The sequence below is a fragment of the Rothia sp. LK2492 genome (assembly GCF_040946345.1).
In the GTDB taxonomy this organism is placed as follows: domain Bacteria; phylum Actinomycetota; class Actinomycetes; order Actinomycetales; family Micrococcaceae; genus Rothia; species Rothia endophytica.
In genome coordinates this window covers 1-14,573 of sequence record NZ_JAYWLX010000001.1, presented here as the reverse complement: position 1 = coordinate 14,573, position 14,573 = coordinate 1, and the positions used below count along the sequence as shown (strand labels likewise).

Genomic DNA, 14,573 nt, shown 5'->3' with positions numbered 1-14,573 from the left:
AATTAAAGCAAGGCGCTAGCAGGCGCGCCCTCGCCGACTGACCCTCTCGCGGGCTCGCAGAGCTCGCACGCGATTCACGCCAGCCCCGAACCAGTCGGCTGCGTACGCGCCTACTTGCGCCTTGCTAAGTGGACAGGGTGGTCTGCCGCCTTCAGGGCACCCGTCTGCGCTGCCCTTCAAGTATGTTTATGTTAAAGCTCTTGCGCCTGAGCCACCAGGTCATCGACCACAGCCCGCAGGTCTCCCTGGTACTCGGCAGCAACCCGGCGCTGACGCTGGTAACCAGCACCCTCACGACACATCCGTTCAACATCAGCTAATTCTGCGCTAGAGCCCAGGTCACGGGCAACCGGCTCCAACTTATCCAGCAGACCCAGCACGTCCTCGGTGACCAGGCGTTCCTCGTTGCGATTATTCATGATGATGATGGCTTCGGTGCCGTAACGCGCTGCCCGCCACTTATTCTCCTGAGCATGCCAGGGGTGCAACGGCTCCACACGCCCACCGGCGTCCAACTGGCGGCTAAACCACTCCACCAGGCACTGCGTGAAAGCCGTCAGCGCTGCAATATCGCGCACCGAGGCAAGCCCGTCATAGGCGCGCATCTCAACGGTCCCGTAGCCTGGCACCGGGCGGACGTCCCAGCGGTTCTCGCTGGGCTCGTCAATGACACCGGTTGCCAACAAATCGCCCAAGTAGGATTCGTAGTCTTCCCAGGTCTCAAAGGTGAAGGGCAGCCCACTGGTCGGCAGCTGCTGGAAGAGCTGCGCACGGTGGGAGGCGAAGCCGGTGTCCTCACCTTCCCAGAAGGGGGAAGAAGCTGAAAGTGCCAGTAAATGAGGGTAAAAGTTGGTCAGCCCGTTCAGTACCGGCAATGCTTTATCGCGCGAATCCACGCCGGTGTGCACGTGCACGCCGTAAATAATCTGCCGTTTGCCCCAGAACTGGGAGCGGTCCAGCACCCTCTGGTAACGGTCTTTATCGGCGACCGGTTGCTCAAGGGCCCGTGAGAAGGGATGCGTTCCTGCGGAGAAGAAGCCTAGCCCCAGACTGTCGGTGACCTCTTTGAGGGCGGACGCCGCTTCGCGCAGCTGGTCTGAGGCTTCGGCTGGGGTGCGGCAGATACCGGTCACCAGCTCAACGGTGTTATCTAAAAACTCTCCGGTGATATGGGGCTGAGTCTTGCCCGGCACCAGTAGCTGAGGGTGGTGCTCCTTGAGTGCAGTCAGCACCTCAGGGGCACGCGAGGACAGTTCGCGGGTTGCCGGGTCAACGAGAGCGATTTCCCATTCCACGCCAATGGTGGACTGCTCTGAGACATTAAAGGGCATCATGGGCGGCTCCGGGGGCTAGTCAGTAGGCTGTTTCTAGTCTAGGGGCTGGGCTAGGGTGGCGCCGAATTCTGCGTCATGAAAAAGACAAAAAACGGTAAGGGACGGTTCACAGCGCACAGGCTGTCTTATCGTTGCACCGGGTTAGCGTGGATAGCCAGCCGCCGAGATTCAGCCCCGCTGCCCAGACGCGTCAAAATTAGGGTGGCGGGAACCGCCGCCGCTCCCTTTTTCTTCTTAACTCCTGCCAGGAGCTTGGCACGCAACTGCTCGGGCACAATATCGACCCCGCGTTTTTTCACCGTCAGGGTGGTGATGCCCTGCTCCTTAACCCACCGCTTGAGCGTCTTATCCTGCAGGGAAAGCACCTGCTGAACCGTATAAATCTGAGCTAGGGCAGTCTCTGCGGGGGCACCCAAGGTCAGGTAGGCAATCTTTTCATCCAGTAGCTGGGCACCCAGCTGATGAGCAAGATCAGAGACCAGATGGGAACGCACCACCGCGCCGTCGGGCTCAGCAATGTAATTGCTGAGTTCTCCCACAAGGGGTTCATGTTCGTGAGTTCCAGTGAGGTCCGGGGAGTCGTGGGACGAGGTAATCTCACCCAGCAACTCCGGCTCTAAGGGGTGAGATGAGAGGACGCTGGCCGCCCGTCGCACTCCCGGGCGGGCGAGAGCATTGAACCAGAGCACCACCTCAACCACCGAACCGCCGTGGGACACCCATTCAGCTTCGCAGCCTTCGGGAATATGCTCGTGGGGCAGGCCGGGGCCCATCTTGACGCCCATGGGAATGCCGGTGGCCGCCAGCTTCTCTACAAAGGACAGGGGAGGGGAGAAAGCTTCGGGGTCAAAGAGCCGGGACGTGGTGGCGCCGCCTTCCACCTCGCGGCGGGCAGGATCTAGCCAGAGTGCCTCTACTGGTTGCCCCGAGACCGTGATCAGGTTTTCTAGCTGCACCTCTTCTACATTGCCCACCAGCACCTGGACGGTCTTAAAAACCTGCAGATTATGGGCGCTGAAAGCCGCCGTTACCGGGTCAAGCTCCACCGCTGTGACCGCCAGACCGGCGGCGGCAAAGGCGAGAGAGTCAGCCCCGATTCCGCAGCCCAAATCAGCTACCGATCTGAGACCTGCGTCCACAAATCTTTGGGCGTGACGCGCCCCCACAGCTGCCCTGGTTGCCTGCTCATACCCTGCCTCGGTCAGCAGCATCTCTGCAGCGTGCTCACCAAACTTATTGGTAGCCTGGGTGCGGAGTTTTGCCTGGGTCAGCACTGCTGAGGTCTCTTCGGGGGTAAACCCCCTGGACCGTAGCGCACTCGCGGCAGCAAGGGCAGTATCAGCTGTGTAGGGGGTGAATTCGCGGACGGCGGTGAGCAACTTTTCACTGAAAGGGGCGGCTGGTGCTGGAATAAAGCTAGTCATCGTTTCTTATTCTAGTGGTGCTATCTAACTCCGCCGGGAACCGGTAGGTAGCTTAGTAATCGGTTGAGTGGCAAGTGCCCAAACGGCTCCGAAGATGGTCAGAGATCCCACCAAGATAAAGGTCGCCGGTAGGGCGAACGCAGTGAGCACCGCCGAAATACCCAAGGGACCACCCACAACAGCCACCTGGGAGAACATGGACCAGATGCTCAAAAACTTGGCCCTGCCGGTGTCCGGGCTAAGGTCAGCACCGATAGTCATGTTGATACCGGAGCCCAGACCGTTGCCCACACTCATACAGACGAGGGCAAAGATGGAACCCCAGCTACCGCCCCAGAAAGGCACCAGCAAGAAGCCTCCGCCAAAGAAAACGAGGCACAGACTCAGGATAAAGGAGCGCCCTACCCGATCTTTCAAGTAACCGCCGGGGAACATGAGCACCATCTCCAGAGCAGAGCCCAGAGCAATGGCTAAGGAAATCTGGGCTTCGGACCAGCCCAGGTGCAGCCCCCAGAGGGCTACCAGAATGGGCTGGCTCACCCGGGCCACCGAGAGAAGGCTGACTCCGATGCCGGCAATGAAAACGGTGTTCCAAGCAACCGATAGTTGGCTTGTTTCGGCGGCTGCCCTGTTTTCTCTGGCCTGGGCAGTTGCCCGATCAAAGGTTAAATTAAAGCGGGGGATTCGCAGCAGTACCGTTGCAGCTAAAACCAGAACGATGGAGAAAGCAAAAACGGTCCAGAGAGGAAGCCAAATGAGCATGAGGGAACCGACCAGCGGTCCGGCGAGAAAACCTGCTCGCTGTGCCCCGCCCAAGGACGTCATTGCCTTGCCTCGGTCTTTGGCGGCAACGGTTTCAGCCACCACAGCTTGGCGCGCCAATCCCCAGGCAACCTGGCAGGCACGCGCAACAAATGACCGGCGATATAGAGGGCAATAGACCAGCCTGAAGGCACGGCAAGAGCCAGAATAGTCAGCGCCAGGGCGCCGGCTGCATTCAGGGTAGCCAGAGTCATGGCCCTCTTGTCGCCCACCCGGTCAATAGCTGCGCCCACCGGAACCGTACAAGCAAGTGCCGCAACACCCGAGGCGGCCATGAGGAGGGCAGCTGCTGCAGGGGATATTCCTATGTCGATGGCCGCAAGAATGATGAGAGGGGTGATAGCTCCCAGGGCTGCGGCAAAGAGGAAGGAGGGCACCAGCACCGGCCAAAACAGAAGTTTGATCACGCTATCCCTCCTTGCTTATGGCTTGGCTCACTTTTGAAACCACTTCATCATAGCCCCACCGCGGTGCGCTCACCGCGAAACCTGCTGGCCCGGTTGCCCCGTAAGCAGAGACGTTCTAAAGTTTTAGTTAGCACTTGACCGTTTAGAGTGCTAAATCTGTAGTCGGTGGCACCGCGACGACACCGCAGACAGTTTTAGCGCAGGTCAACCCCTAACGTTTACGCCCTAGAAGGAGCAAGAACATGGCTACCATCAAGCCGCTTGAAGACCGCATTGTTGTGCAGATCGTAGAAGCTGAGCAGACCACCGCATCCGGTCTCGTAATCCCCGATACCGCCAAGGAAAAGCCCCAGGAAGCTAAAGTTATCGCTGTTGGCCCCGGCCGCGTCGATGACAAGGGCAACCGCATTCCCGTTGACGTAGCAGAAGGCGATATTGTCATCTTCTCTAAGTACGGCGGCACTGAAGTTAAGTACGGCGGCAGCGAGTACCTTATCCTTTCAGCACGCGACGTGCTGGCCGTTGTCTCCTAAGACCCTTTATCTTTTCAACCACCCTAGATAAAGACCAAAGGAGATAGAGGATTCATGGCAAAACAGCTTGAATTCAATGATGATGCCCGCAAACACCTGCAAGCCGGCGTTGATAAGCTCGCGAACGCGGTCAAGGTAACCCTTGGCCCCCGCGGCCGCAACGTTGTGCTCGATAAGCAGTGGGGTGCGCCCATCATCACCAACGACGGCGTCTCAATCGCTCGTGAAATTGAGCTTGAGAACCCCTACGAGAATCTGGGCGCGCAGCTGGCTAAAGAAGTTGCCACCAAGACCAACGATGTTGCCGGTGACGGCACCACCACCGCAACCGTCCTTGCTCAGGCACTGGTTGCTGAAGGTCTGCGCAACGTTACCTCCGGCGCAGCACCCGGTGAGGTCAAGCGCGGTATCGAGGCAGCAACTAAGTTAGTTTCTCAGCGTCTGCTAGAGAACGCTCGCGGCGTTGAGGGCGAAGAAGTTGCCCACGTGGCAGCGATTTCAGCCCAGTCACCTCAGATCGGTGAACTGCTCTCAGAGGCCTTCAAGAAGGTGGGCCAGGATGGCGTCATCACCATCGAAGACGGCTCCACCACCGAGATTGAACTCGAAGTGACCGAGGGTATGCAGTTCGATAAGGGCTACCTCTCACCCTCGTTCGTCACTGATCCCGAGCGTGCCGAGGCCGTTCTGGAAAACAGCGCTATTCTGCTCTACCAGGGCAAAATCTCAACCGTGGCTGAAATTATGCCCGTACTTGAAAAGGTTGTTCAGGCTAAGAAGCCCCTGACCATCATTGCCGAGGACGTAGACGGTGAAGCCCTGTCCACCCTGGTCGTCAACAAGTTGCGCGGCAACCTAGACGTGGTTGCTCTCAAGGCACCCGGTTTTGGTGACCGCCGCAAAGCGATTCTGCAGGACCTCGCCGTTCTCACTCAGGGCACCGTTGTTACCGGTGAATTGGGTATCACCCTTGACGGTGTCACCATGGACCAGCTCGGTGGCGCTCGCCGCGTCACCGTCACCAAGAACACCACCACCATCGTCGAAGGTGCCGGCACCTCTGAAGAGGTTGCTGAGCGCGTTGACCAGTTGCGCCGCGAAATCGAGCGCGTGGATTCTGAATGGGACCGCGAAAAGCTCAAAGAACGCCTGGCAAAGCTGTCCGGAGGTGTCGGTGTCATCAAGGTCGGCGCTGCAACCGAGGTTGAGGCCAAGGAACGCAAGCACCGCATTGAGGACGCAGTCTCATCCACCCGTGCAGCCCTTGAAGAGGGTATTGTTGCCGGTGGCGGTACCGCCCTGGTGCACGCCCTGGCTGCACTGGATGGTTTTGAAGCTGGCTCCCGCGATGCCCAGGTTGGTGTGGACATCGTCCGCCGCGGCCTGGTCCAGCCCCTGCGCTGGATCGCTGAGAACGCTGGTGAGGACGGCTATGTAGTGACCTCTAAGGTCGCTGAGCTGCCCATCGGTCATGGCTTCAATGCGGCAACCGGGGTCTACGAAGACCTCATTGCCCGCGGCGTCATTGACCCGGTCAAGGTGACCCGTTCAGCTCTGGAAAACGCGGCGTCCATCGCTGCCCTGGTGCTGACCACCGAAACCCTCGTGGTCGAAAAACCTGCTGAGGAAGAAGACAACAAGTAGCCCCTTCTTTTCTCAGGGAAAACTGCCCGCTATGGTCTTAGCCACCGTAGCGGGCAGTTTCGTGTTTTCTCAAGCTGATGCTAAGGATGGAGCGGTAAACTAAACCCTTTATGGATTGCGCCAGTACCACCTCAGCGCCCCAGCTGAGGCGCCATGCTGGCTAAAGAGCAGGGAGGGAGTCTGCCTTGACCGGGCACGCAGTGATGAACCACCACACCAGCACTGGGCAGAGCCGCCGCATCTATTCGAGCGAGCGCTCCTGGCGCCCTGAAATTCAAGGTTTACGCGCACTCGCTTTGCTACTCGTTGCCGCCTACCATTTCTGGTTTGGTCGGGTATCGGGCGGTGTGGATGTTTTTCTCTTCATCTCAGCTTTTCTGCTGACCGGTTCTTTTGCTCGCCGTATTGAAAGCGGAACTTTTGCCGCCGGTGGTCTTTTGCCGGGGCTGAGGGCTGTTTTTGCCCAGTGGGTGCACACCTTCAAACGACTGCTGCCCCTAGCCGCCATGACCGTTGCACTCACCCTGCTGGGCACCTATTTTTTCATTCCTGCTGAGCGCTGGCTGAGCATCCTTGATGAGGCGGGCACCGTGGTGCTCTACCAGCAGAACTGGTGGTCCATTGATAACGCGGTGGACTACTATGCCACTGATAGCTCCCAGGCATCTCCTCTGCGCCATTTCTGGTCCCTGTCGGTGCAGGGGCAGATTTACCTGCTCTGGCCACTCATTTTTCTGCTGGCTGCACTTCTGATTCGAGCCCTAAAGGGTAGAGGAGTGCGCGCTGTTCTCATCAGCATTTTTACATTGATTTTCGCGGTATCGCTGACCTACTCCATCCGTGAGACTGAATCCAGCCAGGTCACTGCTTACTTTGATACCTGGGCCAGGCTCTGGGAGTTTGCGCTGGGTTCTCTGGTGGCCCTAGTGCTGCCCCAGCTAAAGTTGCGCCGTACCCTACGCGCGGTGATGGGCTGGGCGGGCATCATTGCCATTATTTCCTGTGGCTTCGTTCTGGATGTTAACGGCAGCTTCCCGGGGTATGTGGCGCTCTGGCCCACCCTAGCCGCCGCCTGTGTGATTGCTGCTGGAGATACCGGCACTAGATTTGGCCCTGAAAAACTGCTGACCGCCAAGCCCCTGCTGGCTTTAGGTGGCTTCTCTTATGCCCTTTACCTGGTGCACTGGCCCATTCTGGTCTTCTATCTCTCCTATACCCAGCAGGAAAAGGCGGGTTTTCTTGCCGGTATGATTTTGCTCGTTCTCTCCATGGCGCTTGCCTGGCTACTGACCCGCCTCGTTGAAAAACCTCTGCGCACCTGGAAGCTGCCCAACCGCTCAACCATTACGGGGCTAGTTATGGTGGGAGCCTGCCTGCTAGCCGGGCTTATGCCCGCCCATGCCTGGACCTCCTCAATTCACCGCCAGGCGGTGCAGGCTGAGGCTAACCGCGCTATCAATAACGTGGGCGCTGCCGTACTTGATTCAGACTATGCTTACGAGGGGGACCAGGATGCCCCCGTCATCCCCATACGAGCGGTATTGGACGCTGACTGGGCCGAGCTGGGTGATTCCTGCGCTGAGATAAGACCTGAGATGTCGGTACTCGAAGAACTGGCGGGTAGCTGCACTGTGCCGGTAGCCCATGAAAACCCCACCCGCACGGTAATGGTGGTGGGCAACTCGCACATGCAGATGTGGCTTACCGCCCTGCGCCCACTAGCTGAGAGCCAGGGCTGGGAGCTGATTGCTAATATTCGGCCCGGCTGCTTCTTGACTGAAGAAGATAATGCCTCCTTTGCCAGCGGCGCTAACTGCGATGAGTGGGCGCAGGCGTCCTGGGAATTCATTGATACCCAGAACCCAGACACCGTCTTTGTGCACGGTACCCGCTCGCTTGCCGATGAACCTGATGTGCTCTTCACTGGGCTTGAGCCGCACATCGCGCAGCTGACCGAGCAGGGGACCAGTGTCATCGGTGTGCGGGATACACCGCGTATGTCAAAGATGCATAAGGACTGCATGGACGCTTTTGGAGGCGCTGATGATTGCATTATGGGCCCGGGCCAGGACGTTCTGGATGACCCCCAACTTTCCCTCCAGGAGAGCTACCCAGGTTTCGCAGCGGTCAACCTGTCAGATTTAGTCTGCCCAGATAATGCCTGCCCACCGGCTATCGGCAATGTCTATACCTACTTCGATTATGACCACATCACCGCAACCTACATCGAGACCTTGGGCGACTATTTTGACCAGCGAGTGCTGGATGCCGTAGACCGGGCAGATTCTGCCCTGCAACCCTCACTCGCGCAAGACGGCTAACCCGACTAAGATTGACAGCAGTGTGCCTCACCTACCCTTTGAAAGGTAATGAAACTTTCATGACCACCCCCACCGCCCTGAGCGAAGACCCCTTTGGCTTTACCGGACTCACCTACGATGACGTTCTGCTATTGCCCGGTAATACCGACGTCATTCCGTCAGATGCGGATACTACCACCCGCCTGACCAGGCGTATTTCGATTGCGTCACCCATTATCTCAGCAGCTATGGATACCGTGACCGAGTCAGCCATGGCGATTGCTATGGCCCGCCTGGGCGGTATGGGCGTTATCCACCGCAACCTTTCTGTTCAGGATCAGGCCGACCACGTGGACCGCGTTAAGCGTAGCGAATCGGGCATGATTACTAACCCCGTGACCGTTAGCCCCGATGCTACGTTGGCAGAGCTGGATGAACTCTGCGGTCACTTCAAGGTTTCGGGCCTGCCCGTGGTGGACGAGTCCGGTGTGCTGATGGGTATCATCACGAACCGTGACACCCGCTACCTGCCCGAGTCCACCTTTGAAACTACCCTGGTCCGCGAGGTTATGACCAAGATGCCCTTAATTACCGGGCACGAGGGGATGAGTAAGGACGAGGCTTTTGCACTCCTGGCAGATAACAAAATTGAAAAGCTGCCCCTTATTGACGAAGCCGGCAAGCTCACCGGTCTGATTACCATCAAGGACTTCACCAAGACCGAGCAGTACCCCCGCGCCACCAAGGACGACGAGGGTCGCCTGCGCGTGGGCGCCGCCATTGGCTTCTTTGGCGATGGTTACGAGCGAGCCATGAGTCTGGTAGAAGCCGGCGTTGACGCACTCTTCGTGGATACCGCTAACGGCCATTCCCAGGGTGTGCTCGATATGATTTCCCGCTTGAAGAAGGACCCCGCCGCAGCTCACGTAGATGTTGTGGGCGGCCAGGCCGCAACCCGCGCCGGTGCCCAGGCCATCATCGATGCCGGCGCCGATGCTGTTAAGGTGGGCGTAGGCCCCGGTTCCATTTGCACCACCCGCATCATCGCCGGCGTGGGCGTCCCCCAGATCACCGCAATTAATGAATCAGCTAAGGCAGCCATTCCTGCAGGTGTTCCCCTGATCGCTGACGGCGGCATGCAGCACTCCGGCGAAATTGGCAAGGCACTGGTAGCTGGTGCGGACGCCGTCATGCTCGGCTCCCTGCTTGCTGGTACCGCTGAATCACCCGGTGACCTGATTTTTGTGAACGGTAAGCAGTTCAAGGCTTACCGCGGCATGGGCTCCCTGGGCGCTATGCAGTCCCGCGGTGGTAAGAAGTCTTTCTCTAAGGACCGTTACTTCCAGGCGGATGTATCCTCCGAAGAGAAGCTCATTCCTGAAGGTATCGAGGGTCAGGTTCCCTTCCGCGGCCCCATCTCATCTGTGCTTCACCAGCTAGAAGGCGGCCTGCGCCAGACCATGTTCTACGTGGGCGCCAATACCGTTGAAGAGCTCAAGAACCAGGGCAAGTTCGTGCGCATCACCAGCGCAGGCCTGAAAGAATCGCACCCCCACGACATCACCATGACCGTTGAGGCACCCAACTACCGCCGCTAAAGACCCGGCACACCAGCTGATATTGACCGAGCAGGCTCACAGCTCGGGGATAAGGAAACCATGACTGATCTTCAAATCGGTATGTCCAAGCGCGCTCGCCGCACCTACTCTCTCGATGAGATTGCTCTGGTGCCAGCCCGCCGCACCCGCGACGCCAACGACGTCAATATCAGCTGGCAGATTGACGCCTTTAAATTCGATACCCCCATCATTGGCGCCCCCATGGATTCGGTCATGTCACCGGCGACCGCTATTGCCCTGGGCAAATTGGGCGGCTTGGGCGTGCTCAATCTGGAAGGTCTCTGGACCCGCTACGAGGACCCCCAGCCCTACTTCGATGAAATCACCGCACTGTCGGGGGACGACGCTTCAGCAGCTACCCGCCGTATGCAGGAAATCTACGCCGAACCCATCAAGGCTGAGCTGATTACCGCTCGACTGGCTGAGATCCGCGAATCCGGCGTCATCGTCGCAGGCTCCTTGACGCCTCAGAACACCCAGGAATTCTATGAGACAGTGGTCAAAGCAGGCGTTGACCTGTTCGTCATTCGCGGCACCACCGTTTCAGCCCAGCACGTCTCTGCTAACCGTGAACCTCTTGATCTCAAGAAGTTCATTTACGAGCTGGACGTGCCCGTTATCGTGGGTGGCGTCACCGGCTACACTCCCGCTATGCATCTGATGCGAACCGGCGCTGCCGGCGTCCTGGTTGGTCTTGGCGGCGGCGCAACCCTGACAACCCGCCGTGGCCTGGGTATCCAGGCTGCCATGGCAACTTCAATCTCTGATGTCGCCGCAGCGCGCTCAGATTACCTGGACGAATCCGGCGGCCGCTACGTACACGTGATCGCGGACGGCTCACTGGGGCGCTCCGGGGACATGATTAAGGCGCTCGCCATGGGTGCGGACGCCGTTATGGTCGGTGCACCCCTGGCCCGCGCTGAAGAAGCACCGGGTAAGGGCTGGTATTGGGGTAATGAGGCACATTCAGTGGACTTCCCCCGCGGAGTGCGCACTCAGCTGGGCGCCGTAGGTTCCCTCGAAGAGGTGCTCTACGGCCCCAGTGCACATGCTGATGGTACCGCCAATATCGTCGGTGCCCTGCGCCGCGCACTGGCAACCTGCGGTTATACCGACCTCAAATCCTTCCAGCGTATCGACGTTAACGTCACCCCCTACGTCCGTTAACATCTCACCCCCCGCACCCCACCGCCTCGACGGTGGGGCGGGGTTTACGGTGAGAGGCTTTTTGACTTTTCCTACTTCTAAGGCTGAGATTCCTTGCTGAAACTAGCATTCACCCCTCGCTGGATAGGCGGCCTGTTGGCCGTCCTGGCTCTAGTGACTGGCTTTGTGCTACTCAGCTCCTGGCAGCTGGGAGCTTCTACCCAAGGGCGGATTACTGCTGATCCTGCTAAAGATGTGGTGCGGCCTTACTCCCAGATTCTTGAACCCGGTGACTATCTAGATGCCAGCGAGGTCGATACCGTGGTGGAGGCGACCGGCAGTTATGTCTCGGGGTCCTCATACCTGGTGGAAAACAAGCTGAATGATGGCACCCAGGGGTTCTGGGTGGTTTCCCTCTTCGAACCGGTTGATACTGACACCGTGACCACCAGCTTTGGGAATTCACCGCGAGGCATTGGGGTAGCACGAGCCTGGACGCCGGTGGCTGAGATTCCAGCGGAACCAGAGGGCGAAATCACCATCGCCGGTAGGATAGTGGGCAATGACCCGCCCATCAACAGCAACCTGATTGCAACCGATGGTGCCGAAGACCTGAAGGTTATCGGTTCTGCTAATTCTTCTTACCTCACTAATTTGTGGAACGCTCCGCTGTTCAACGGGATACTGGCCGTAGACTCTGAGAGTCTGGGGGATACGCCCCTCACCGAGCAGGGCACCATTGAACCCACGGCAACCCTGCTGGAGCAGGGGGAGAACTTGCTCCCGATCAACGCCCAGCAAGTTACCGATGAGACGGTTGACTGGCTCAATATTTTCTATGCGGTGGAGTGGATAGTTTTTGCTGGCTTCGCGCTCTATCTCTGGTGGCGTTTGCTCAAAGATGCTGTTGAGAAGCATAAGGACCCGGCTCTCTACTTCGAGTACGAGGGGGAGTACTGGGTCGATGAAGCAACCGGTAAACCTTACTATTACGACCCCGCCGATGATGCCTACTACTTCTTTGACGAAGTAGCCCCATCTCCGGCTCACCAGGGGAAGCCTTAGGCTGGCGTCCCTGCCTCATCTTTTCTTCAACCCTCGACCGACCCGAAAGCTGACCATGAGCGAAAATTCCCGCCCTGTTCCCACCCACCGCGGTGACGGTAAAAAAGTGACCCTGGCTGATGGTGCTGTGACCGCAGCGACTAAAGGTGGTTTCACCGTACGTAAAAAGTTCGGTGGCACCGAGACCCAGATCCGCGGCGCCCTCACCTTCTACAAGTGGTGCGCCTGGATTTCCGGTACTTTCTTGCTGCTGCTTGTTGCCGAGATGATGAGCCGCTACGTCTTTGGCTATGACCTGGTCGCCGGTGGCACTGATGCGCAAACTGGTCAAACCGTAGCCCTGGGCTGGCTCAATCTTGAGACCGGTAACCTCCACGGCGGGCTCAATATCTCTACCTGGATTCTGATCATTCACGGTTGGTTCTACGTCATCTACCTCATCTCTTGCTTCCGTCTCTGGCTGCTCATGCGCTGGGCTCTACCCCAGATGATCGTGATGGCGCTCGGTGGGGTTGTTCCTTTCCTCTCCTTCATCGTGGAGCGTCGTATCTACCGCGAGACTCTAGAACTGCTGGCTGCTAACCCTCAAGCCACCAAGCGTTACTAGGCGCCGGTGCCCACCGGTCTTATCTGTCATAGAATAAATACAAACACTCACTAATCAACCGAAAAGGTACATGCGTGACTACTCATAACCCCCTTGAGGAGCTAGAACAGCGCCCGGTACTGGTCGTCGACTACGGCGCCCAGTATGCGCAGCTTATTGCTCGCCGGGTGCGCGAAGCCGGAGTTTACTCCGAATTGGTGCCCCACACCCTGTCCACCGAGAAAGTGCTGGCTAAGAACCCTGCAGCTATCATCCTCTCGGGCGGCCCGTCTTCAGTCTATGAAGAAGGTACCCCCAAGGGTGACCCGGCCCTCTTTGAAGCTGGAGTGCCTGTTTTCGGTATCTGCTACGGCTTCCAGGTCATGGCACAGACCCTGGGCGGCACCGTCGCTCAGACCGGCCTACGCGAATACGGTGCCACCGATGCCGTTCTCTGTGCTGAGGATTCTTCCTTCCTGACCGGCACCCCCGCCACCCAGAATGTATGGATGTCTCACGGCGACTCCGTTTCTGAGGCTCCCGAAGGTTTCCGTGTGCTCGCTCAGACCCCCGGCGCTGCTGTTGCGGCTTTCGTGGACGAAGAACGCAAGTTCGGTGGTGTGCAGTGGCACCCCGAGGTCAAGCACTCTGACTACGGTCAAGTAGCTCTTGAGAACTTCCTCTTCAATGTTGCTGGTCTGGAAAAAACCTGGTCTACCGCAAACATTATCGAAGAGCAGGTCGCTAAGATCCGCGAGCAGGTGGGCGAAGACCGCGTCATCTGTGCGCTGTCAGGCGGCGTTGACTCCTCTGTAGCTGCCGCCCTGGTCCATAAGGCAGTGGGCGACCAGCTGACCTGTTTCTTCATTGACCACGGTCTGCTCCGTGCCGGTGAACGTGAACAGGTTGAAGAAGATTACGCCACGACCATGGGTATCAAGGTTGTCACCATCGACGAGTCTGAGCGCTTCTTGGGCGCCCTGGCCGGTATCACTGAGCCCGAAGCCAAGCGTAAGGCTATTGGCCGTGAGTTCATTCGCTCTTTCGAAGCTGCCCAGCGTAAGCTCATCGAAGAAGCAGGTAATGACGGCGCTGACATCAAGTTCCTCGTTCAGGGCACGCTTTACCCTGACGTCGTTGAGTCTGGTGGTGGCGAAGGTGCAGCTAACATCAAGTCCCACCACAATGTGGGCGGTTTGCCGGAGGATATGCAGTTTGAGCTGATTGAGCCTCTGCGTACCCTCTTCAAGGATGAGGTACGCGAGATTGGCCGCCAGCTCGGCGTTCCCGAGAAGATTGTTGCCCGTCAGCCTTTCCCCGGCCCTGGCCTGGGTATTCGCGTGATTGGTGAGGTCAGCAAGCACAATCTGGACATTTTGCGCGCTGCTGACGCGATTGCCCGTGAAGAGCTGACCAAGGCTGATATGGATGACAAGATCTGGCAGTGCCCCGTTGTTCTGCTGGCGGACGTGCGTTCGGTGGGTGTGCAGGGCGATGGGCGTACTTACGGTCACCCGATTGTGCTGCGCCCTGTTTCTTCTGAGGACGCGATGACTGCTGACTGGTCGCGTTTGCCGTATGACTTGCTGGCTAAGATTTCTAACCGAATCACCAACGAGGTTTCTGAGGTTAACCGAGTGGTTCTCGACGTGACGTCAAAGCCCCCGGGAACGATTGAATGGGAATAATCTGA

At 58.2% G+C, this 14,573-nt stretch carries 12 protein-coding genes; 8 read left to right on the top strand and 4 right to left on the bottom strand.

Features of this window, described 5'->3' with window-relative positions; all coding sequences use genetic code 11:
* Window positions 1-191 precede the first annotated feature (191 nt).
* The 4 genes from VVR27_RS00060 to VVR27_RS00045 all read right to left on the bottom strand — a co-directional run bounded on the left by VVR27_RS00060 (window position 192) and on the right by VVR27_RS00045 (window position 3,987).
* Window positions 192-1,334 (bottom strand): glutamate--cysteine ligase, encoded by a 1,143-nt coding sequence (locus VVR27_RS00060; RefSeq protein WP_368546557.1) that lies wholly within the window; start codon window positions 1,332-1,334, stop codon window positions 192-194.
* A gap of 125 nt (window positions 1,335-1,459) precedes the next feature.
* Window positions 1,460-2,758 (bottom strand): THUMP-like domain-containing protein, encoded by a 1,299-nt coding sequence (locus tag VVR27_RS00055; protein WP_368546556.1) that lies wholly within the window; start codon window positions 2,756-2,758, stop codon window positions 1,460-1,462.
* Between the two features lie 24 nt (window positions 2,759-2,782).
* Entirely contained in the window at window positions 2,783-3,622 is an 840-nt protein-coding gene (locus VVR27_RS00050) for an MFS transporter (protein WP_368546555.1), read from the bottom strand.
* Window positions 3,580-3,987 carry a hypothetical protein gene (locus tag VVR27_RS00045; RefSeq protein ID WP_368546554.1) on the bottom strand — a complete coding sequence of 136 codons (408 nt, stop codon included), beginning with the start codon at window positions 3,985-3,987 and terminating at the stop codon, window positions 3,580-3,582. Before VVR27_RS00045 ends, VVR27_RS00050 begins: the two co-directional genes overlap by 43 nt.
* 242 nt (window positions 3,988-4,229) lie before the next feature.
* Between VVR27_RS00045 and groES the strand changes: the two genes are divergently transcribed.
* The 8 genes from groES to guaA all read left to right on the top strand — a co-directional run bounded on the left by groES (window position 4,230) and on the right by guaA (window position 14,568).
* Window positions 4,230-4,520: a co-chaperone GroES gene (gene groES, locus VVR27_RS00040; protein ID WP_368546553.1), complete on the top strand. Its 291-nt coding sequence runs from the start codon at window positions 4,230-4,232 to the stop codon at window positions 4,518-4,520.
* 54 nt (window positions 4,521-4,574) lie between these two features.
* Window positions 4,575-6,164: a chaperonin GroEL gene (gene groL, locus VVR27_RS00035; protein ID WP_368546552.1), complete on the top strand. Its 1,590-nt coding sequence runs from the start codon at window positions 4,575-4,577 to the stop codon at window positions 6,162-6,164.
* A 185-nt stretch (window positions 6,165-6,349) separates the two neighbouring features.
* Window positions 6,350-8,485 carry an acyltransferase family protein gene (locus tag VVR27_RS00030; protein ID WP_368546551.1) on the top strand — a complete coding sequence of 712 codons (2,136 nt, stop codon included), beginning with the start codon at window positions 6,350-6,352 and terminating at the stop codon, window positions 8,483-8,485.
* A gap of 59 nt (window positions 8,486-8,544) precedes the next feature.
* Window positions 8,545-10,062 (top strand): IMP dehydrogenase, encoded by a 1,518-nt coding sequence (guaB, locus tag VVR27_RS00025; protein ID WP_368546550.1) that lies wholly within the window; start codon window positions 8,545-8,547, stop codon window positions 10,060-10,062.
* A gap of 60 nt (window positions 10,063-10,122) precedes the next feature.
* The gene (locus VVR27_RS00020) at window positions 10,123-11,250 is read left to right on the top strand and encodes a GuaB3 family IMP dehydrogenase-related protein (RefSeq protein WP_368546549.1); all 1,128 of its coding nucleotides are present in this window, start codon (window positions 10,123-10,125) and stop codon (window positions 11,248-11,250) included.
* A gap of 93 nt (window positions 11,251-11,343) precedes the next feature.
* On the top strand, window positions 11,344-12,294 hold the full coding sequence (locus tag VVR27_RS00015; protein ID WP_368546547.1) for an SURF1 family protein: 951 nt from the start codon (window positions 11,344-11,346) through the stop codon (window positions 12,292-12,294).
* 55 nt (window positions 12,295-12,349) lie between these two features.
* Window positions 12,350-12,901 (top strand): DUF3817 domain-containing protein, encoded by a 552-nt coding sequence (locus VVR27_RS00010; RefSeq protein WP_368546546.1) that lies wholly within the window; start codon window positions 12,350-12,352, stop codon window positions 12,899-12,901.
* 74 nt (window positions 12,902-12,975) lie between these two features.
* Window positions 12,976-14,568: a glutamine-hydrolyzing GMP synthase gene (gene guaA, locus VVR27_RS00005; RefSeq protein ID WP_368546545.1), complete on the top strand. Its 1,593-nt coding sequence runs from the start codon at window positions 12,976-12,978 to the stop codon at window positions 14,566-14,568.
* The last annotated feature ends 5 nt before the right edge of the window (window positions 14,569-14,573 follow it).